The 20,210-nt window shown below is 71.1% G+C and carries 22 protein-coding genes and 1 riboswitch; of the genes, 18 read left to right on the forward strand and 4 right to left on the reverse strand.

Going from position 1 to position 20,210, the window contains the following annotated elements; genetic code table 11:
- Positions 1-39 precede the first annotated feature (39 nt).
- A riboswitch (glycine riboswitch) is annotated at positions 40-151 on the reverse strand.
- A 171-nt stretch (positions 152-322) separates the two neighbouring features.
- The 11 genes from ACFYX4_RS24215 (at position 323) to ACFYX4_RS24265 (ending at position 11,951) form a co-directional block, all read left to right on the forward strand.
- Positions 323-1,015: an AAA family ATPase gene (locus ACFYX4_RS24215; protein WP_389337598.1), complete on the forward strand. Its 693-nt coding sequence runs from the start codon at positions 323-325 to the stop codon at positions 1,013-1,015.
- A gap of 87 nt (positions 1,016-1,102) precedes the next feature.
- Complete coding sequence (locus ACFYX4_RS24220) at positions 1,103-1,903, forward strand: enhanced serine sensitivity protein SseB (RefSeq protein WP_389337012.1); 801 nt, start codon at positions 1,103-1,105, stop codon at positions 1,901-1,903.
- Between the two features lie 193 nt (positions 1,904-2,096).
- The gene (locus ACFYX4_RS24225; RefSeq protein ID WP_389337015.1) at positions 2,097-2,900 is read left to right on the forward strand and encodes an enhanced serine sensitivity protein SseB C-terminal domain-containing protein; all 804 of its coding nucleotides are present in this window, start codon (positions 2,097-2,099) and stop codon (positions 2,898-2,900) included.
- A 330-nt stretch (positions 2,901-3,230) separates the two neighbouring features.
- On the forward strand, positions 3,231-4,238 hold the full coding sequence (locus tag ACFYX4_RS24230) for an ABC transporter permease (protein WP_389337018.1): 1,008 nt from the start codon (positions 3,231-3,233) through the stop codon (positions 4,236-4,238).
- A 68-nt stretch (positions 4,239-4,306) separates the two neighbouring features.
- Complete coding sequence (locus ACFYX4_RS24235; RefSeq protein ID WP_389337021.1) at positions 4,307-6,106, forward strand: ABC transporter substrate-binding protein; 1,800 nt, start codon at positions 4,307-4,309, stop codon at positions 6,104-6,106.
- Positions 6,107-6,216: 110 nt separating this feature from the next.
- Positions 6,217-7,215, forward strand: a complete 999-nt coding sequence (locus ACFYX4_RS24240; protein WP_389337024.1) for an ABC transporter permease — start codon at positions 6,217-6,219, stop codon at positions 7,213-7,215.
- Positions 7,212-8,309 carry an ABC transporter ATP-binding protein gene (locus ACFYX4_RS24245; protein WP_389337027.1) on the forward strand — a complete coding sequence of 366 codons (1,098 nt, stop codon included), beginning with the start codon at positions 7,212-7,214 and terminating at the stop codon, positions 8,307-8,309. The genes ACFYX4_RS24240 and ACFYX4_RS24245 overlap by 4 nt, the downstream gene beginning before the upstream one ends.
- Positions 8,306-9,580, forward strand: a complete 1,275-nt coding sequence (locus ACFYX4_RS24250) for an ABC transporter ATP-binding protein (RefSeq protein WP_389337030.1) — start codon at positions 8,306-8,308, stop codon at positions 9,578-9,580. The genes ACFYX4_RS24245 and ACFYX4_RS24250 overlap by 4 nt, the downstream gene beginning before the upstream one ends.
- 63 nt (positions 9,581-9,643) lie before the next feature.
- A complete protein-coding gene (locus ACFYX4_RS24255; RefSeq protein WP_389337033.1) occupies positions 9,644-10,300 on the forward strand; it encodes a trimeric intracellular cation channel family protein in 657 nt (218 codons plus the stop codon).
- A gap of 120 nt (positions 10,301-10,420) precedes the next feature.
- Positions 10,421-11,278, forward strand: coding sequence for a thioesterase family protein (locus ACFYX4_RS24260; protein ID WP_389337036.1), 858 nt, complete (start codon positions 10,421-10,423; stop codon positions 11,276-11,278).
- Between the two features lie 247 nt (positions 11,279-11,525).
- Entirely contained in the window at positions 11,526-11,951 is a 426-nt protein-coding gene (locus tag ACFYX4_RS24265) for a hypothetical protein (protein ID WP_389337039.1), read from the forward strand.
- A 93-nt stretch (positions 11,952-12,044) separates the two neighbouring features.
- Here ACFYX4_RS24265 and ACFYX4_RS24270 read toward each other — a convergent pair whose 3' ends face one another.
- Positions 12,045-12,731, reverse strand: coding sequence for a TetR family transcriptional regulator (locus ACFYX4_RS24270; protein ID WP_389337042.1), 687 nt, complete (start codon positions 12,729-12,731; stop codon positions 12,045-12,047).
- A 121-nt stretch (positions 12,732-12,852) separates the two neighbouring features.
- Here ACFYX4_RS24270 and ACFYX4_RS24275 point away from each other — a divergent pair, with 121 nt between their 5' ends.
- The 3 genes from ACFYX4_RS24275 to ACFYX4_RS24285 all read left to right on the forward strand — a co-directional run bounded on the left by ACFYX4_RS24275 (position 12,853) and on the right by ACFYX4_RS24285 (position 14,696).
- On the forward strand, positions 12,853-13,020 hold the full coding sequence (locus ACFYX4_RS24275) for a hypothetical protein (protein WP_389337045.1): 168 nt from the start codon (positions 12,853-12,855) through the stop codon (positions 13,018-13,020).
- 21 nt (positions 13,021-13,041) lie between these two features.
- Complete coding sequence (locus ACFYX4_RS24280; RefSeq protein ID WP_389337048.1) at positions 13,042-13,308, forward strand: DUF4190 domain-containing protein; 267 nt, start codon at positions 13,042-13,044, stop codon at positions 13,306-13,308.
- 218 nt (positions 13,309-13,526) lie between these two features.
- Entirely contained in the window at positions 13,527-14,696 is a 1,170-nt protein-coding gene (locus tag ACFYX4_RS24285) for a cysteine desulfurase family protein (protein ID WP_389337051.1), read from the forward strand.
- Between the two features lie 24 nt (positions 14,697-14,720).
- On the opposite strand, the gene ACFYX4_RS24290 is transcribed toward ACFYX4_RS24285, so the two are convergent.
- Positions 14,721-15,380, reverse strand: coding sequence for an N-acetylmuramoyl-L-alanine amidase (locus ACFYX4_RS24290; RefSeq protein WP_389337054.1), 660 nt, complete (start codon positions 15,378-15,380; stop codon positions 14,721-14,723).
- 143 nt (positions 15,381-15,523) lie between these two features.
- Here ACFYX4_RS24290 and mnmA point away from each other — a divergent pair, with 143 nt between their 5' ends.
- Positions 15,524-16,651 (forward strand): tRNA 2-thiouridine(34) synthase MnmA, encoded by a 1,128-nt coding sequence (gene mnmA, locus ACFYX4_RS24295; protein WP_389337057.1) that lies wholly within the window; start codon positions 15,524-15,526, stop codon positions 16,649-16,651.
- 32 nt (positions 16,652-16,683) lie between these two features.
- On the opposite strand, the gene ACFYX4_RS24300 is transcribed toward mnmA, so the two are convergent.
- Both ACFYX4_RS24300 and ACFYX4_RS24305 read right to left on the reverse strand, forming a co-directional pair.
- Positions 16,684-17,466 carry an alpha/beta fold hydrolase gene (locus tag ACFYX4_RS24300; protein WP_389337060.1) on the reverse strand — a complete coding sequence of 261 codons (783 nt, stop codon included), beginning with the start codon at positions 17,464-17,466 and terminating at the stop codon, positions 16,684-16,686.
- A 38-nt stretch (positions 17,467-17,504) separates the two neighbouring features.
- A complete protein-coding gene (locus ACFYX4_RS24305) occupies positions 17,505-17,837 on the reverse strand; it encodes a DUF427 domain-containing protein (protein ID WP_389337063.1) in 333 nt (110 codons plus the stop codon).
- Positions 17,838-17,887: 50 nt separating this feature from the next.
- Here ACFYX4_RS24305 and ACFYX4_RS24310 point away from each other — a divergent pair, with 50 nt between their 5' ends.
- The 3 genes from ACFYX4_RS24310 to ACFYX4_RS24320 all read left to right on the forward strand — a co-directional run bounded on the left by ACFYX4_RS24310 (position 17,888) and on the right by ACFYX4_RS24320 (position 20,207).
- Positions 17,888-18,427: a TIGR00730 family Rossman fold protein gene (locus ACFYX4_RS24310; RefSeq protein ID WP_389337066.1), complete on the forward strand. Its 540-nt coding sequence runs from the start codon at positions 17,888-17,890 to the stop codon at positions 18,425-18,427.
- A gap of 18 nt (positions 18,428-18,445) precedes the next feature.
- Positions 18,446-19,144: an SDR family oxidoreductase gene (locus ACFYX4_RS24315; protein WP_389337069.1), complete on the forward strand. Its 699-nt coding sequence runs from the start codon at positions 18,446-18,448 to the stop codon at positions 19,142-19,144.
- A gap of 61 nt (positions 19,145-19,205) precedes the next feature.
- Entirely contained in the window at positions 19,206-20,207 is a 1,002-nt protein-coding gene (locus ACFYX4_RS24320) for a methionine synthase (protein WP_389337072.1), read from the forward strand.
- Positions 20,208-20,210: the final 3 nt, after the last annotated feature.

Genomic DNA, 20,210 nt, shown 5'->3' on the forward strand with positions numbered 1-20,210 from the left:
CCGCCCCCGGACAGGGGCCGGCCCGCTTTTCAGATGTGCCTCGCCCGCGCGGTAACGGGGCCTGAGAGATTCAAGGGAGGGACTTGCTCCTTCGGCGCCCCAGCCCGGCGCTTGCGGGAAGCGCCGCTGGGAACTCTCCCGCGCGGATTCAAACGGCCGGTATGCAGTTGGCGCGGCCATCATTGCACGGCACGCCCCGGTCGGGGCAGGCCCCGTCTGTAACCGGCTTGTGGCGGTACGCGCACGAAAACGGAAGACACCGCGCATTACCTTCTCTTTACGCTCGATGGGGAGAAGACTTGTCTGACCCCAGGGGAGGACGATCACGGTGAACAGGACCTCGACGTACGCGACGACCTCGGCGTACGCGACCACCACGGCGATCGGGCTGCCGGCCCAGCCGGCGACGCCGGTCCGGGGGGCGTGCGGCACCCGGCCCGCCCCCGTCGTCCGCGACCTGCGCGCCCGCGCCGGGCACAGCCCGCACGGGCTGCTGTTCGGGCCCCGGGACCTGGTGGTGGTCACCGGTCTGCCGGGCAGCGGCAAGTCCACGCTGATGAAACGTGCCGTGAAGGGCGTCCGCATCGACTCCCAGGACACCCGTGACCGCTGGGACGCGCGGATGCCGCGGGCGCTGCCGTACGCCCTCTACCGGCCGCTCGTCCGGCTGGCCCACTACGCGGGGCTGTGGCGGGCGCTGCGGTCGGGCAAGGGGGTCGTGGTGCACGACTGCGGCACGCAGGCGTGGGTGCGGGACTGGCTGGCCCGGGAGGCCCGCCGGCGCGGGGGCATGCTGCATCTGCTGCTGCTCGACGTGACCGTGGACACGGCGCTGGAGGGGCAGCGGGAGCGGGGGCGGGGCGTCTCCCGGTACGCGTTCCTGCGGCACCGCCGGGCCGCGTCCCGGCTGCTGCGGGCGGTGGAGAAAGGGCGGCTGCCCTCCGGCTGCGGCTCGGCGATCCTGCTGGACCGCGACGCGGCGGACACCCTGCGCCGCGTCGGCTTCACCGGCTGAGCCCCGGGGTGCGCCTGGATCTGGACGGGACGGCCGTTGCCGCTAGCCTTTCTGCACCAGTGGTTCTCGGCAGGCGGCGGTAGGCAGATGGAATTCCCCCCGGCGGACTTCCCGGCGGACTTCTCCGCGGGTTTCCCGGCACAGGCGCACCCCCCTTCGCACGGCGGTTGGCCCGGCAACGAGCTGGAGGAGGCGCTGTCCGCGTCCCTCGGCGTGCCGGGGGCCGGCGGGCGGATCGTGGAGGTGCTGGGCCGGAGCTTCGTGTGGATCCCGCTGCCCAGCGGCGGCGGCCCGCACAGCGGCCCGCTGGACCTGCCCACGCTGGAGCTCGACGGCCAGGTCTACGTGCCCGTCTTCAGCTCAGAGGAGCAGTTCCGCCAGGTCGTCGGCCCGCACATGGCGTACACGATCGCGCCGGCGGTGGAGTTCGCGCGGGGGCTGCCGCCGCAGGTGGGCATCGCGGTGAACCCGGAGGGCGTGGTCGGCGTCCCGCTGCCCCCGCCGGCCGTCGCCGAGCTGTGCCGGGCCGGCCGCACCCCGCTGGACGGCCCCGCCGCCGGCGGCCGGGTCCGCCTCTTCGAGCCGGACTGGCAGGACGACCCGATCGACTTCCTGTCCGCCGCCTCGGCCGAGTTCGAGGCGACGGGCGTGGTCGTCACCGCCCGCCGCTGCCTCGCCGCCATCGAGACGGCGGCCCCGGTGATGTTCGTCGGCGTCGAACTCTCCCAGTGGGAGGGCGACCTGAGGGCCCTCCCCCTGGAGGCCCTCGGCCGCGCCCTCACCCGCGCCCCCGCCAACTGGCCGGTCAACCTGGTCCTCCTCGACGTGACGGCCGACCCGGTGGCCCGCTGGCTGAAGGAATCCGTCCGCCCCTTCTACACCCGCTGACCCCCGACCGAAGGGCCCCCTTCCACCCAGGGCGCCCGGCCCGACCCCAGGGGCGCGGGGAACTGCGCGCCCAGCCCCCACAACCCGCAGCCGCGGACGGCGAACAACTCGACACTCCATGGGCACCCGTTGTCGGCGAAGCCACCTAAGCTGGACCACGCAACGCGGCCAACCAATCGAAGGGGCGGTACAGGTGAGCGCCAGCGGCATCGCGGCCGGGCAGGTCGAGCACATGCTGCGCCAGGTGACGCCCGGGCGCTACGACGCCTACGAGGCGCTCCTGCGCGCGCTCGCCACCCCGACGGCCGGCCAGGTCTGGATGCTGCTGTGGCAGGGCCAGGCCGGCTCCCCGGACGCCCAGTACGGCACGATGGAGGTCGAGGGCCACGGCTACGCCCCCTGCGTCACCTCCGCCCAGGAGCTCTCGGCGAGCGGCTGGAACAGATCGTACGAGGTCATCGACGGCCTGGACGTGGCCCGCACGCTCTACCCCGACCACTACGGCCTCTGGCTGAACCCGCACGCCCCCGGCGGCGGCGTCGGCATCCCCTGGCTCGACCTGCGCCGCATCGCCACCGGCCTGGACCGCCAGCCCGCCGGCCCCCTGCGGCTGTCCGAACCGGGCGTCGAGGTCCCGCAGTTCTACGCCCTCCTCGCGCAGAACGCCCACCGCACACCGGCGTTGCGCTCACTGCGCCGCGCCTGGGTCCAGCCCGCCCTGGGCGCGCCGTACCTGGTCATCGGCCTGGACGTGTACGACACCTCCCCGCCGGCCGTGGACGCGGTGCGGGCGATGATGCAGCAGTCGATCGGCGCGGTGCCGGAAGGGCTGCCGGTGTCGACGGTCTCCATGAGCGACGACCACGACCCGATCGTGATGTGGATGCGGGCCCACGCCCGCCCCTTCTACGACCGTGAGGCCCACGCCCCCGCCCCCGCCGCCCCGGCTCAGGCGCCCGTGGCCGGCTACGGCTACCCGCCCGCCGGCCGCTTCTGATCTTGGCGTCCGGGCCCTCACTCAGCGTTCCCCAGCCGCGTAAGGCACCGGTCGTCTTCGCGCGTAGATAGCGGCAGTTGGTCCGTTTTGCTGAGCAAATGCCCCAACACGTCCGCGTCCGGCAGCCATTACCCACCGTCCGGATAACGGAATCCACCTGACCGCATCACGTTTACGCATCCTTTTCCTGCCAAGTCTGGCAACAGATCGCCAAAGCGTTGAAGACTCCCGCACCAGGGGTGCTTCACCCCTGCACACGAACGGACTGATCACGCCGCTACAGCGGCAAGTGCGGGCCGGCTACCGCCGGTTGAGAGGGGTCCCTGCCAGATGACGGCACCATTGCACGAGCCGACCGCGGAAGCGGCCCCGAGCCCGGTCGAGGAAGCGGCGGTCGCCGCGTCCAACACGAAGGCCGTACAGGGTCGTTCCCTCGGCCGGATCGCCTGGGAGCGCCTGAAGAGGGACAAGCTCGCGCTGACGGGCGGCATCATCGTGCTCTTCCTCGTCGTGATCGCGCTGCTCGCCCCGGTCATCACCGGCGCGCTCGGGCAGGACCCGAACGAGTATCACGAGGACCTCATCGACCCGCTGTTCGGCACCCCCACGGGCACCCTCGGCGGCATCAGCGGCGAGCACCTGCTCGGCGTCGAACCGGTCAACGGCCGCGACATCTTCGCCCGCATCCTCTACGGCGCCCGCATCTCGCTGCTGGTCGGCTTCCTGTCCGCCGTCGTCGCCGTGATCCTCGGAACGGTGCTCGGCATCCTCGCCGGCTTCTTCGGCGGCTGGGTCGACTCCCTCATCAGCCGGGTGATGGACGGCCTGCTCGCCTTCCCCCAGCTGCTGTTCATCATCGCGCTGGTCTCCGTCATGCCGAGCAACCTGATGGGTCTCACCGGCTCCAACGTGCGCGTCTTCGTGATGATCCTCGTCATCGGATTCTTCGGCTGGCCCTACATCGGGCGAGTGGTGCGCGGCCAGACGCTCTCGCTGCGTGAGCGCGAGTACGTCGAGGCCGCCCGCTCGCTGGGCGCCGGACGGCTGTACATCCTGTTCAAGGAGCTGCTGCCCAACCTCGTGGCCCCGATCGTCGTCTACACCACGATGATGATCCCCACCAACATCCTCACCGAGGCCGCGCTCAGCTTCCTGGGCGTGGGCGTCAAGCCGCCCACCGCCTCCTGGGGGCAGATGCTCTCCAGCGCGATCGACTACTACGAGTCCGACCCCATGTACATGGTGGTTCCGGGTGTGGCGATCTTCATCACCGTGCTTGCCTTCAACCTCTTCGGCGACGGCGTCAGGGACGCGCTCGACCCGAAGGCCTCCCGCTGAACCGCCGCACCACAACCGTCCCGTGGCCTCACACGGGGTCTCTCATCTAATCCGGAGGATCCGAGATCGTGACTACCCAACGCACCTCAGGCCGGCGGAAGCAGGCGCTTGCCGCTGCCGCCGCGGTCGCCGCGCTGCTGACCACGGCGGCGTGCGGCGGTGGCGGAGACGACGGCGGCAACGGCTCGAAGGACGGCGCCGCCGGCTTCGACGCCGCGAACAACAAGGTCGCCCAGGCCTCGCTCGCCAAGAAGGGCGGCACGCTGAAGTTCGGCGCCGCCCAGGACGCCGACTCGTGGGACACCACGCGCGGTTACTACGGCATGATGTGGAACTTCGCCCGGTACTACAGCCGTCAGCTGGTGACGAACAAGCCGGAGCCGGGCAAGGCGGGCGCCGAGCTCACCCCGGACCTCGCCACCGATCTCGCCAAGGTCACCGACGACGGCAAGACCTACACGTACACCCTGCGTGACGGCGTCACGTGGGAGGACGGCAAGCCGATCACGTCGAAGGACGTCAAGTACGGCATCGAGCGCGTGTGGGCGCAGGACGTGCTGTCCGGCGGCCCGACGTACCTGAAGGACGTGCTGGACCCCAAGGGCGAGTACAAGGGCCCGTACAAGGACACCTCCGCCGACAAGCTCGGTCTGAAGGCCATCGAGACGCCGGACGACAAGACCATCGTCTTCAAGCTGCCGAAGGCCAACTCGGACTTCGAGGAGATGCTCGGCCTGATCTCCGCGTCCCCGGTCCGCCAGGACAAGGACACGAAGGCCCAGTACCAGCTGAAGCCGTTCTCCTCCGGTCCGTACAAGTTCCAGTCGTACCAGCCCGGCAAGGAGCTGACGCTGGTCCGCAACGACCAGTGGAAGCAGGCCTCGGACCCGGTCCGCAAGGCCAACCCGGACAAGATCACCATCCAGTTCTTCTCGGACGCCAACCAGCTGGACCAGCGTCTGCTCAACGGTGACCTGGACCTGGACCTGAACCAGACCGGCATGTCGCCGCAGGGCCGCACCACCGCCCTGAAGCAGCACAAGGCCAACCTGGACAACCCGGTCTCCGGCTACGTCCGTTACGCGGTCTTCCCGCAGAGCGTGAAGCCGTTCGACAACATCGAGTGCCGCAAGGCCGTCATCCTCGGCGCCGACCACGTCTCGCTCCAGACCGCGCGCGGCGGCCCGGTCGCGGGCGGCGACATCGGCACCAACATGCTCCCGCCGTCCGTCCCGGGCGCCGAGGGCCAGAAGTACGACCCGTACGAGCTCAACGGGGCCAACAAGAGCGGCAACGAGGCCAAGGCCAAGGAGGCCCTGAAGGCCTGCGGTCAGCCGAACGGCTTCAAGACCACCATCGCCGTCCGCAACAACAAGCCGGTCGAGGTGGCCACCGCCCAGTCGCTCCAGGCGTCGCTGAAGAAGATCGGCATCACCGCCGAGATCGACCAGTACGACGGCTCGCAGACCTCCGGCATCATCGGCAGCCCCTCGAACGTGAAGACCAAGGGCTACGGCATCATCATCATGGGCTGGGGTCCGGACTTCCCGTCCGTCCAGGGCTTCGGTCTGCCGCTGTGGAACAGCAAGTACATCCAGCAGAGCGGTAACAACAACTACGCGCTCATCAACGACAAGACGATCGACGGCCTGTTCGACCAGTACGTCAACACCCTCGACGACGCCGGCAAGGAGAAGATCTCCACGGAGATCAACCACAAGGTCATGGAGGGCGCGTACTACCTGCCCTTCGTCTTCGAGAAGTTCATCAACTGGCGCTCGAGCAACCTGGCGAACGTCTACACGACCGACGGTTACAGCGGTCAGTACGACTTCGTCAACCTCGGTCTGAAGAACCCGCAGAAGTAGACCCGGCGCACCCGCCACACGGCACGAAAGGCAGGTGAAGGCCGGCGCAGCGTGACCGCGGGCCATCGGGAAACCCCCGGTGGCCCGCGGTCCGCGGCGGGCCGAGAGCTGTGCTCGCTTACCTCATCAGGCGGTTGTTCGCCGCCGCAGTGATGCTGGTGGTCATCATCATGGTGGTCTTCGGCATCTTCTTCCTCGTCCCCAAGTGGGCGGGAGTCGACATCGCGCTGAGCTTCGTGGGCAAGCAGGCCGACCCTGCCGCCATCGCGGGCGTGCGCGAGAAGCTGTCCCTGGACGAACCGATCTACTTCCAGGTCTGGGAGTTCTTCAAGGGCATCTTCGCCGGTCGCACCTACACGGGTGGCGGGGACACCATCCACTGCTCCGCGCCGTGCTTCGGCTACTCCTTCCGCAGCGAGCAGGCCGTCTGGCCGGTGCTGACCGACCGCTTCCCGGTGACCCTGGGTCTCGCGCTCGGCGCCGCCGTGCTGTGGCTGATCCTCGGTGTCGCGGCAGGCGTGCTCTCCGCGCTCAAGCGCGGCACCCTGTGGGACCGCGGCGCGATGGTCGTCGCCCTCGCGGGCGTCTCGCTCCCCATCTACTTCACGGGCATGCTCAGCCTGGCCGTCTTCGCCTTCGGGTTGAAGTGGTTCAACGCGCAGTACGTGCCCCTGGAGGACAGCTTCGGCGGCTGGTTCGGCGGCATGATCCTTCCGTGGATCACGCTCGCGTTCCTCTACGCGGCGATGTACGCCCGGATCACCCGCGCCACCATGCTGGAGATCCTCGGCGAGGACTACATCCGCACCGCCCGCGCCAAGGGCCTCAAGGAACAGACCGTCATCGGCAAGCACGCCATGCGCTCGACGATGACGCCCATCCTGACCATGCTCGGCATGGACCTCGGCGCCCTCATCGGCGGCGCGATCCTCACCGAGACCACGTTCAGCCTCCCCGGCCTCGGCCAGGCGGTGCTGAACGCCATCAGGAACCAGGACCTGCCCATCATTCTGGGCGTCGTCCTGATCACTTCTCTCGCGGTGCTCATCGCCAACCTCGTGGTGGACGTCCTGTACGCCGTGATCGACCCCCGAGTGAGGCTCTCATGACCGAACTCAGCAAGACCGGAGCGGCCGTGGGCGAGCCCACGGCGCCCTCTCCGGCCCCGAGTTCCTTCCTCGAAGTGCGCGACCTGAAGGTGCACTTCCCCACCGACGACGGCCTGGTCAAGTCCGTCGACGGACTCAGCTTCCAGCTGGAGAAGGGCAAGACCCTCGGCATCGTGGGCGAGTCCGGCTCCGGCAAGTCGGTGACGTCGCTGGGCATCATGGGCCTGCACACGGCGGGCCAGTACGGCAAGCGCAAGGCGCAGATCTCCGGCGAGATCTGGCTGGACGGCACCGAACTGCTCTCCGCCGACCCGGACTACGTGCGCAAGCTGCGTGGCCGCGAGATGGCGATGATCTTCCAGGACCCGCTGTCCGCGCTGCACCCGTACTACACGATCGGCCAGCAGATCGTGGAGGCGTACCGGATCCACCACGACGTCGACAAGAAGACCGCCAAGCGCCGCGCGGTCGAGATGCTCGACCGGGTGGGCATCCCGCAGCCGGACAAGCGGGTGGACAGCTACCCGCACGAGTTCTCCGGCGGTATGCGCCAGCGCGCGATGATCGCGATGTCGCTGGTCAACAACCCCGAGCTGCTCATCGCGGACGAGCCGACCACCGCCCTGGACGTGACCGTCCAGGCGCAGATCCTCGACCTCATCCGCGACCTCCAGAAGGAGTTCGGCTCCGCGGTCATCGTCATCACCCACGACCTGGGCGTCGTCGCCGAACTGGCCGACGACATCCTGGTGATGTACGGCGGGCGCTGCGTCGAGCGCGGGCCGGCCGACAAGGTGTTCTACGAGCCCCGGCACCCCTACACCTGGGGTCTGCTCGGCTCGATGCCGCGGCTCGACCGCGACCAGCAGGAGCGCCTGATCCCGGTCAAGGGCTCCCCGCCCTCCTTGATCAACGTCCCGTCCGGCTGCGCCTTCAACCCGCGCTGCCCGTACGCTGACATCCCGAAGGACGACGTCACCCGCACGGTCCGCCCCGAGCTGGCCGAGGTCGGCAGCCGGCACTGGGCCGCCTGCCACATGAGCACGGAGCAGCGGGAGCGTATCTGGACCGAAGAGATTGCGCCGAAGCTGTGAGTGACGACAAAGCGGTGACGATTCCCGCGCAGGCCCAGGAGTCCCGTCGCACGGACGGCGAGGTGCTGCTGAAGGTCTCGGGTCTGAAGAAGCACTTCCCGATCAAGAAGGGCCTGCTCCAGCGGCAGGTCGGCGCGGTGCACGCGGTCGACGGCCTGGACTTCGAGGTCCGCTCCGGTGAGACGCTCGGCGTGGTGGGCGAGTCCGGCTGCGGCAAGTCCACGATGGGCCGGCTGATCACCCGGCTGCTGGAGCCGACCGGCGGCACGGTCGAGTTCCAGGGCAAGGACATCACGCACCTGAACGTCAGCGGCATGCGCCCGCTGCGCCGCGATGTGCAGATGATCTTCCAGGACCCGTACTCGTCGCTGAACCCGCGTCACACCATCGGCACGATCGTCGGCGCTCCCTTCAAGCTCCAGGGCGTCACGCCCGAGGGCGGCATCAAGAAGGAAGTGCAGCGGCTGCTGTCGGTCGTGGGCCTCAACCCCGAGCACTACAACCGCTACCCGCACGAGTTCTCCGGCGGTCAGCGCCAGCGCATCGGCATCGCCCGCGCGCTCGCGCTCAACCCCAGGCTCGTGGTGGCGGACGAGCCGGTGTCCGCGCTGGACGTGTCGATCCAGGCGCAGGTCGTGAACCTCCTGGACGACCTCCAGCAGGAGCTGGGCCTGACGTACGTGATCATCGCGCACGACCTCTCGGTCGTCCGGCACGTCTCGGACCGCATCGCGGTGATGTACCTCGGCAAGATCGTCGAGCTGGCCGACCGCGACGCGCTGTACAAGACGCCGATGCACCCGTACACCAAGGCGCTGATGTCGGCGGTGCCGATCCCGGACCCCCGGCGCAAGGACGCCAAGAGCGAGCGCATCCTGCTCAAGGGCGACGTGCCCTCGCCGATCTCCCCGCCCAGCGGCTGCCGGTTCCACACCCGGTGCTGGAAGGCGACGGAGATCTGCAAGACGACCGAGCCCAAGCTGACCGAGCTGCGGCCCGGCCAGCAGGTCGCCTGCCACCACCCGGAGAACTTCGCGGACCAGGCCCCGCAGGACACCGTTCTGCTGACCGCCGCGAAGGAGGCGGCGGAGCTGGTGGCCGACGAGGTGCTCGCGGAGTCGGCGGAGACGTCGGCGGCGGTGGCCTCCCTGACGGAGGAGACGGCCGCGGAGGCGGAGAAGACGGCCGCGGAGACGGAGAAGGCCGCCGCGGAGACGGAGAAGGCCGCCGAGCCCGTTGTCTCCGAGGAGAGCCCCTCCAAAGAGAAGTAAGCGACACCGAGCCCCCGCCTTGCAATGTAAGGCGGGGGCTCAGTGCTGGGTGAGAATGGAAGGGTGCTCCAGCAAATCTTCAGCCCCTCCGTCCAGCACACGCTCGACCTGATCGGCATCTTCGTGTTCGCCATCTCGGGCGCGCTGCTGGCCGTCCGCAAGAACTTCGACGTCTTCGGCATCGCCGTGCTCGCCGAGGTCACGGCGCTGGGCGGCGGCATCTTCCGCGATGTGATCATCGGAGCGGTGCCGCCCGCGGCCTTCACGGATCTGGGGTACTTCCTCACCCCGCTGTTCGCCGCCCTCCTCGTGATCTTCCTCCATCCGCAGGTGGAGCGCATCCAGATCGGCGTGAACGTCTTCGACGCGGCCGGCCTCGGGCTGTTCTGCGTCACGGGCACGACGAAGGCGTACGCCTACGGCCTCGGCCTGACCGCCTCCGCGGCCCTGGGCCTGGCCACCGCCGTCGGCGGCGGCGTGCTGCGCGACGTCCTCGCCAACGAGGTGCCCTCGCTGCTGCGCTGGGACCGCGACCTCTACGCGGTCCCGGCGATCGTCGGCGCCACGATGGTCGTGCTCTTCATCCGCTACGACGTCCTCACCCCGTGGGCCAGCGGCGGGGCCGCCGTCACCGCGTTCGTCCTGCGGCTGTTCGCGATGCGGTTCCACTGGCGGGCGCCGCGGGCGTGGAACCGGCGCTCGACGGTGCGGGAGGAGTAGGGGGAGGGGAGGCGGCCCGGTGTGCGGGGTGGGCGTGCGGGATCGGCCGTGCGGGGTGCGGCGTGTGGGGTGCGACCTAAAAAGCTACCGCTTAGTAATCAACTGTTGTACGGTTCAGGCATGCCTGAAGCAGCCATCGCCCCCGCCACCCTCGGCGACAGCGAGTTCGACCGCGACACCGCCGTCACCCTGCGCGAACCCGGCGTCTACGACACCGACCTCTCCGCCGGATGGACGATCTTCGGCGCCGTCAACGGCGGCTACCTCCTCGCGGTTCTGGGCCGCGCGCTGGCGGACACCCTGCCGCACGGCGACCCGTTCACCGTCTCCGCGCACTACCTGAGCGCCTCCCGCCCCGGCCCGGCGGTCGTGCGCACGGACACGGTCCGCGTCGGCCGCACCCTCTCCACCGGTCAGGCGTCCCTCTTCCAGTACGACGAGGACGGCCGCGAGGTCGAACGCATCCGCGTCCTCGCCTCCTACGGCGACCTCGACGCCCTCCCCGAGGACGTCCGCACGTCCGCGAAGCCGCCGGCGATCCCGCCGATCAGCCAGTGTTTCGGCCCCGAGGACGGCCCCGCCCCCGCCCCCGACGCCGACCAGCAGCCCATCGCCCAGCGGCTGATGCTCAAGCTGGACCCGTCGACCATCGGCTGGGCGCTCGGACAGCCCTCCGGCAAGGGCGAGATGCGGGCCTGGTTCGGCCTCGCCGACGGCCGGGACGCCGACCCGCTCTCCCTGCTGCTCGCCGTGGACGCCCTGCCGCCCACCGCCTTCGACCTCGGCATCGCCGGCTGGGTGCCGACGGTCGAACTCACCGTCCACGTACGCTCCCGCCCGGCCCCCGGACCGGTCCGGGTCTCCATCACCACCCGCAACCTCGCGGGCGGCTTCCTGGAGGAGGACGCCGAGGTCTGGGACAGCGAGGACCGACTGGTCGCGCAGTCACGGCAGTTGGCGCGGGTGCGGCTCGTCTGACGTCCGCGGAGCCGGCGTCCGGAGTCCGGCGGCCGGCGTCCGTGGAGGCCGGGGCGGTGCTCCTCTGTCACGGAGCTGTACCAGCGCCTTGAGCCGCACCGGGAGAGAAACGGCAGGTCAGAGGCTTCCCTTGGGGCGGGCTTTACCCGGCTGACAGACGGCGTACAGGAAGGCCCCAAGAAAGGCCCAGCCGCCGTTGGTTGAGTCCCGCCGCAAGCGTTCCTCATCCTCTCCGGAGCTGGTTCCCATGAAGCGTGCACTGAAGTCGGCTCGACTCGCCCCCGCGGTGGCGCTGTTGGCGCTCTCGCCCCTCGCCCTCGTGGCCTGCGGCTCGGGCGACTCCTCGTCCTCCACCTCCAACAGCGGCACCTCCGGGCAGCAGGCGTGCCAGGCGCCGTCCGGGATGCCGAGCGGCGCTCCGTCGGGAGCGCCTTCCGGGGCGCCCTCGGGTGCTCCGTCGGGCGCTCCGACCGGTGCCGCCGCGTCGGGCGCGTCCGGCGCGCCGAGTGCGGCGCCGTCCGGGGCTCCGTCGGGCGCGCCCTCGGGTGCGCCGAGCGGTGGGCCCGGCGGAGGCGGCCAGGGCGGGCCCGGCGGGGGCCAGGGCGGCGGCTGCGGCGGGCCGGGCGGCGGCCGGCAGGGCGGCCAGGCCGGCCAGACGCAGCAGCAGGGCTGATCTCTCCACGGCACGGGCACACGCGAACGGGCGGCGCGCTCATACCGAGTGCGCCGCCCGTTCGCGTGTGCCCGTGCGGGCCGGCGTGAGGCCTCAGCCGAGCCAGTGACGGCGGCCGATGCTGATGAGCCGCATCTGCCGGGTGGCCAGCCGAGTGACACGTTCCCGGACGGTCTCCAGGCCTCCCTGGCCTCCCTGGCCTTCCTGCCCTCCTTGACCCTCCTGCCCTTCCTCGGCTTCCTGTTCCTGGGCCTCCAGGAACAGCGACGCCGTGACGAGCATCTGGTCGACGTAGAGATGCGAGAGCATCAGCAGGTCGTCGTCGCTCCAGCCCTCCGACTCGGGGTCCTTGGCCAGTTCGGCCCTCACCTCCTCGGCGAACCGGTCGAGTTGCTCGCGGATGGCCTCCCGGACCGGCTGGACTCCGCCATGTCGCTCGCGGGCGATGAAACGGACGTGCGCGGGGTACGCGTGAACGTGACGGGCAATCAACTCGACGGCGCGTGTGATGCGTTCGTCGCCGGATTCGGCGGATGTCACGGTGGTCCTGATCATCGGGTGCAGGCTGCCCAGGGCCTCCTCGACCAGGGCCACGCCGAGGTCCGCCGTGGAGCGGAAGTGCCGGTAGAAGGCGGTCGGGGCGACGCCGACGGCGCGGGTGACCTCGCGCAGGCCCAGACTGCTCAGGCTCTGCTCCTCCAGCAGCCTCAGCGCGGCGTCCAGGAGCGCCTGCCGGGTTTTTTGTTTCTGGGCCTGTCGGATCCCGAGGGTGTGACTCATGTCATCCAGTTAACAACTGTTCTCTGGATTTGCAAGTTGTGAAGCGCGCTAGACTGGGAAGTCAGTGAACAAGTGTTACTACAACTGTTCACCGAAACTTTACGGAGGGGGATTCGATCCCATGCTGTTCCTCGTCGCCGCACTTCTGCTGCTCGGCGTCGTCCTGGGCACCGTGGCCCACGCGCCGCTCAGCTTCTCCCTGGTCGCCGCCGCCGTGATCGCCGTCTGGCTCGGCATCTTCGCGCTCCGCGAGCGGCACGGCCGCCGGCACCACACCTCGTCCCACTGATCCGGAAGGAGCAGAACGACCATGCAGCTCACCGCACCGGCCTCCCGCCGCACGGGCGTCCGCGACACCGACGGCATGGCCGTCGCATCCTTCGTCCTGGGCCTCGTCGGCCTCCTCGTCCTGAACGTCTTCCTGGGCCCCATCGCGATCGTCCTGGCCTCCCTGGCCCTCTGGCGCGGCACCACCCGCCGAGGCCGCGCCTGGCTCGGCCTCACCCTGGGCATAGCGGACCTGGTGGTCCTGGCAGCCTTCATGCAGGCAGACGCAACAATCTCCTGGAGCTTCTGACCTGCTACCGCTCCCGCTGTGGGCAGTCGTTCCGCAGGGCGATGGGGTCCCCCCGCTCGAGCGGAGTCGAGAGTGGGGGAGGGTGGGCACAGCCGGCAGCGCCGGGTGCCGCGCGAGTGACGTCAAGTGCAGCTCAGGCAGGGCGCAGGGCCCGCACAGGCACCCCGGGTGACTCTCGCCCCAGGCCCACTGGAGTCGCCCCGTAGAATCGCCTCACCATGGCTTACCTCGACCACGCCGCGACCACCCCCATGCTCCCGGAGGCGGCAGAGGCACTCACCGCCCACCTGGGCGTCACCGGCAATGCCTCGTCCCTCCACGCATCCGGCCGCCAGGCCCGCCGCACGGTCGAGGAGTCCCGCGAGACCCTCGCGGACGCGCTCGGCGCCCGCCCCAGCGAGGTCGTCCTCACCTCCGGCGGCACCGAGGCCGACAACCTCGCCGTCAAGGGCCTGTACTGGTCCCGCCGGGACGCCGATCCCGCCCGCACCCGCGTCCTCGCCAGCCCCGTCGAGCACCACGCCGTCCTCGACGCCGTGCACTGGCTGGGCGAGCACGAGGGCGCGACCGTCGAGTACCTCCCGGTCGACGCCCACGGCAGGGTCCACCCGGACGCCCTGCGCGAGGCGATCGCCCGCGACCCCGCCGACGTGGCCCTCGCCACCGTCATGTGGGCGAACAACGAGATCGGCACCCTCATGCCGGTCCGCGAACTCGCCGACGTCGCCGCCGAGTTCGACGTCCCCCTGCACGCCGACGCCGTCCAGGCCTTCGGCCAGGTCCCCGTCGACTTCGCCGCCTCCGGCCTCGCCGCGATGACGGTCTCCGGCCACAAGGTCGGCGGCCCCTACGGCATCGGCGCCCTCCTCCTCGGCCGCGAGTACACCCCCGTCCCCGTGTTGCACGGCGGCGGCCAGGAACGCCACGTCCGCTCCGGCACCCTCGACGTCCCCGCCGTCGCCTCCTTCGCGGTCGCCGGCCGTCTCGCCGCCGAGCGACGCGAGTGGTTCGCCCGCGAGATCGGCGCCCTGCGCGACTCCCTGATCGACGCCGTCCGCACGGCCGTCCCGGACGCGATCCTCGGCGGCGACCCCGCGCCGGAGGGCCGCCTGCCCGCCAACGCCCACTTCACCTTCCCCGGCTGCGAGGGCGACTCCCTGCTGCTGCTCCTGGACGCCCAGGGCATCGAGTGCTCCACCGGCTCCGCCTGCACCGCCGGCGTCGCCCAGCCCAGCCACGTCCTCCTCGCCACCGGCACCGACCCCGACCTCGCCCGCGGCACCCTCCGCTTCTCCCTCGGCCACACCTCCACCGAGGCCGACGTGGAGGCCGTCGCCAAGGCCATCGGCCCGGCCGTGGAACGCGCCCGCGCGGCAGGACTCACCTAGCCCCCCGCATCCCGTCCACGCAGGTCACGCCGACGCGGTGTGCGCCTCCCGGACGAGCTTCATGTACCGGTCCCAGTCCCAGTGCTTGCCGGGATCGGTGTGGTCCGTCCCCGGCACCTCCACATGCCCGATGATGTGCGCGCGGTCGACGGGTATGCCGTAGCGGCGGCAGATCCCGGCCGTCAGCCGCGCCGACGCCGCGTACATCGCGTCGGTGAAGTCCTGCGGCCGGTCCACGAACCCCTCGTGCTCGATGCCGATGCTCCGCTCGTTGTACGACCGGTTGCCCGCGTGGTACGCCACGTCCAGCTCGCGGATCATCTGCGTGATCCGGCCGTCCTGCCGGACGATGTAGTGGGTCGCCGCCTTGTGGGACGGGTCCTGGAAGACCTTCACCGCGCTCGCGAAGTCCCCTTGCGTGACATGGACGATCACCATGTCGATCCCGTAGTCGTCCGGCCGGTCGGCCCCGCGGTAGTTCCCGTCCGACGCCGCCACCCACTGCGCGCCGGTGAAGTCGACCGCGCCCGCCACCCGGGGCTTCTCCACGCCCGGCACCCGCCACCACAGCCTGGCCAGCTCGTCACGCGCCAGCGCCGCCGTGCCGACCGCGGCCCCCAGGCCGCCGACCAGCAGGGCCCGCCGCCCGATCCGCCGGTCCCCGTCCTTCTTCCTCGCCCCCATGCGCCCGCCCTGCCCCTCTGGATCCCTGATCCTCACCCCCACCACGACCCCACCGTGCGAACCGCGTCGCTCTCGGGCCCTTCGAGATCCACAACGGATACGCACGGGATCCGGTTCCCGGCGACCCGTACCCTGGAAGGGTTATGACTGAGACCTCGCAGCCCCGCCCCCTCCGCGTACTCGCCGCCATGTCCGGCGGGGTCGACTCCGCCGTCGCCGCCGCCCGCGCCGCGGAAGTCGGCCACGACGTCACCGGCGTCCACCTCGCGCTCTCCGCGAACCCGCAGTCGTTCCGCACCGGCGCGCGAGGCTGTTGCACCATCGAGGACTCCCGCGACGCCCGCCGCGCCGCCGACGTGATCGGCATCCCGTTCTACGTCTGGGACCTCGCCGACCGCTTCCGCGAGGACGTCGTCGAGGACTTCGTCGCCGAGTACGAGGCCGGCCGCACCCCCAACCCCTGCCTGCGCTGCAACGAGAAGATCAAGTTCGCCGCGCTCCTCGACAAGGCGCTCGCGCTGGGCTTCGACGCGGTGTGCACCGGCCACTACGCCCAGGTCGTCGTCCGCGAGGACGGCAGCCGCGAGCTGCACCGCGCCTCCGACATGGCCAAGGACCAGTCCTACGTCCTCGGCGTCCTCGACGAGAAGCAGCTCGCCCACGCGCTGTTCCCCCTCGGCGACACCGTCACCACCAAGGACGAGATCCGCGCCGAGGCCGAGCGGCGCGGCCTCGCGGTCGCCAAGAAGCCCGACTCCCACGACATCTGCTTCATCGCCGACGGCGACACCCAGGGTTTCCTCGCCCGCCGCCTCGGCAGGGCCGAGGGCGACATCGTCGACGAGTCCGGCAACAAGCTCGGCACGCACGAGGGCGCGTACGGCTTCACCATCGGCCAGCGCAAGGGGCTCAGGATCGGCACCCCGGCCGCCGACGGCAAGCCGCGCTACGTCCTCGACATCTCGCCGGTCGACAACACGGTGACGGTCGGCCCCGCGGCCGCCCTGGACGTGACGGGCCTGACGGCCGTCAAGCCCCGCTGGTGCGGCGCCGCCCCCACCGGCCCCGCCGTCTGCACCGCCCAGCTGCGCGCGCACGGCGGCGAGACCGAGGTGAGCGCCGAACTCGTCGACGGCCTCCTGGAGGTCGCCTTCACCGAGCCGGTCCGCGGTGTGGCCCCCGGCCAGGCGATCGTGCTGTACGACGGCACGCGCGTGGTGGGCTCGGCGACGATCGCGTCGACCACGCGCGCGACGACCGCGGCGGTGTGACCCCTGGGTGGCCTCCCCACCGCCCGTCCCTTTCAGGGCGTGAGGAACTCGGTGAGGACCGGCGCCAGGACGTTCGGATCCACCATGTGCGTCTGGCCCTCCAGCGTCCGGTGGACGCCGTCCGGGGCCGCCTCCGCGACCGCCTCGACGGCCCGGCGCAGCCAGGCCGGGCTCTCCGAGCCCGCCACGGCCAGTACCGGGACGCCGATCGCGGCCAGCGCCTCCCGGGGCAGCAGCCCGTCGCCCATCACGTCGTCGTCGTACGCCAAGGTCGGGGCGATCGCCTCCATCGCGGCCCACATCGGCGACTGACGGGCGCCCTGGATCACGGCCTCCGCCAGGCCCGTCAGCCGCAGGAACAGCTCGACCGCGTCCCCGCGCCGGTCCGCCGCGAGCGCCTCGGTCAACCGTGAGGTGTAGGCGGCGCGCTCCTCCGCGCCGCCCTCGGAGAAGTCCGCGAACGGCGTCTCGTACACCGCCACCCGGCTCACCGGCAGCCCGCTCGCCGCCGCCCGCAACGCCAGCGCACCGCCCGAGGAGACGCCGTACAGCGCCGCCTCGCCGCCCGCCGCGTCGATCAGCGCGGCCAGGTCCTCCAGCTCCCGTTCGACCGCGTACGGCGCCGTGTCGCCGCTTTCGCCGCGGCCCCGGCGGTCGTACCAGAGGGCGGTGAAACGGTGGGCGAGGAGCCCGGCCAGGGGCGCCACCGTGCCGCCCGTCGACATCGCCCCGCTGACCAGGATGACCGCGGGACCCTGCCCCGCGCGCGTGTACGCGAGTTCGGTGCCGTCGCGCGAAAAGGTCTTCTTGTCCATGCCTGTGCAGACTGCCGCACGACACGGCGGTCAGCGGTCTACGACACCTCCACTTCGTAGAAGCAGAGGTGGTCCCTGATGGCGGCCACCTCGGGCTTCGGGTCCGGATACGCCCACACGCCCGGCGGGCCGTCGGGCGTGTCCGGCAGCGACCAGTACGACGCCGTGCCCTTGAACGGGCAGTACGTGTGGGCGTCGGAGGGGGTGAGGAGGTCCATGCGCACGTCCTCGGCGGGGAGGTAGTACCGCACCGGGCAGCCGGTCTCCTTCAGGACGAGGGGCCGGTCGCTCTCGGCCAGCACCCGCCCTTCGTGGACGACCCTGACGCGCCGGTCGCCCTGCTCGATCGTGATCGTGTGTCCTCGGTCCATGTTCCGACAGCGCTCGCGGGCCGCCGGTTCTTCCCGCGTACGGTGACGCCATGCGTATATGCGTCTTCCTCTCCGCCGCCGACCTCGACGACCGCTACACCCGCCCCGCGCGCGAGTTCGCGCGTCTGCTGGGCAAGGGCGGTCACACCCTTGTGTGGGGCGGTTCCGACGTCGGACTGATGAAGGTGGTCGCCGACGGCGTCCAGGAGGCGGGCGGCCGGCTGTGCGGGGTGTCGGTGGACTTCCTCGTCGCCAAGACGCGGCCCGGGGCCGACGAGATGGTCGTCGCGCGGGACCTCGCCGAGCGCAAGAAGCTGCTCCTCGAGAAGGCCGACGCGGTGGTGATCATGGTAGGCGGGACCGGGACGCTGGACGAGGCCACCGAGATCCTGGAGCTGAAGAAGCACGGCCACACCGACAAGCCGGTGGTCCTGCTGAACACCGCCGGCTTCTACGACGGGCTGAAGGAGCAGTTCCGGCGGATGGAGGACGAGGGGTTCCTGCCGAGGCCGCTGACCGACCTGGTGTTCTTCGCGGAGGAGCCGGTGGGAGCGCTGGCCTACCTGGAAGAGAGCCAGGGCATCGAGTGAGCCCGCGGTGATGCGAGCATGGCGGGCATGGCTACTCATGTGATCACCGGAGCGGGTTCCGGCATCGGTGCGGCCGTCGCCCGCCGTCTGCACGCGCGCGGGGACGACCTCGTGCTGCACGCGCGTGACGCGGGGCGGGCGAAGGAGCTGGCGGCGCGGTTCCCCGGGGCGCGGACGCTCGTCGGCGACCTCGCCGATCCCGACAAGCTGTCCTGGGCCTTCTCGCACCAGACGCTGCCGGAGCGGGTGGACAGCCTGCTGCACGTCGCGGGCGTCGTCGATCTCGGGCCGGTGGGGGAGCTGACACCCAAGTCCTGGCGTCACCAGCTCAACGTCAACCTCGTCGCGCCCGCGGAGCTGACGCGGCACTTCCTTCCGCAGTTGCGGACGGCTCGGGGCCATGTGGTGTTCGTGAACTCCGGGGCGGGGCTGAACGCCCACGCCGACTGGTCCGCCTACGCCGCCTCCAAACACGGCCTGAAGGCCCTCGCGGACTCCCTGCGCCATGAGGAGCACGCCAACGGCGTCCGCGTCACGTCGGTCTATCCCGGGCGGACGGCCAGTCCGATGCAGGCCAAGGTGCACCAGCAAGAGGGCAAGGAGTACGACCCCGAGCGGTGGATCGACCCCGAGTCGGTGGCGTCGACCATCCTCACGGCGATCGACCTGCCGAGGGACGCGGAGATCAACGACCTGACGGTCCGCCCGGGCCGCTGACGGGTTCCGTCCCTGGGGGCGGAGCCCTCAGGGGCGGGACCGGACTCCGTAGGCTTCTCGCGTGAACGCAGATTTGAGTTTCGGCTCCGCCACCGGCGTAGGGTCACTGCCCGGCGGCGACGCCAGGGAGGCCGCGAAGGCGGCCACCGGCTCCTTCGAGGACTTCCCCTTCCTCCCCGAGCTCCCCGCACGAGGCCCCGGCGCCGACATGATCGGACGTACCGCGGGCCTCCTGGTGGAGCTCTACGCGCGCGTGGAGCCCAGCGGCTGGCGCATGGGGGACCACCCGGGCCGGGACACCAGACGGGCCAGGTCATGGCTGGGGGAGGACCTCGACGCGCTGGAGGAGTTCACGCAGGGCTACGAGGGCCCGCTGAAGGTCCAGGCAGTCGGCCCCTGGACCCTCGCCGCCGCCCTGGAGCTGCGGAACGGCGAGGCCGCCCTCTCCGACCCCGGCGCGGTACGGGACCTCGCCGCCTCCCTTACGGAGGGCCTGCGCCTGCACCTCGCCGAGGTGCGCCGCCGCATCCCCGGCGCCCGGCTCGTGCTCCAGCTCGACGAGCCCTCCCTCACCGCCGTCCTGCGGGGCCAGGTGCGCAGCGCGAGCGGCTACCGCACCCACCGCGCCGTGGACCGGCAGCTCGTCGAGGCCACGCTCCGGGACGTCATGGGGGTGCACGGGGACGGCCCCGTCGTGGTCCACTCGTGCGCGCCGGACGTGCCGTTCGCCCTGCTGCGCCGGGCCGGTGCGGCGGCGGTCTCCTTCGACTTCTCCCTGCTCACCGAGCGTGACGACGACGCGATCGGCGAGGCGGTGGAAGCGGGCACCCGGCTCTTCGCCGGTGTCGTGCCCGGCACGGACACGGCATTGTCAGACCCTGCCGGTAGCGTCATGGGTGTCAGGACGTTGTGGCGCAGGCTGGGGCTGCGACCGGGGCTGCTCGCGCAAACCGTCACGGTCACGCCGGCGTGCGGCCTCGCGGGGGCTTCCCCCGCGTACGCGCGGCAGGCGCTCGCCCACTGCGTCCGGGCGGCGAGATCCCTCGCGGACAACCCAGAGTAACGG

Source organism: Streptomyces sp. NPDC002328 (assembly GCF_042890065.1).
In the GTDB taxonomy this organism is placed as follows: Bacteria; Actinomycetota; Actinomycetes; order Streptomycetales; family Streptomycetaceae; genus Streptomyces.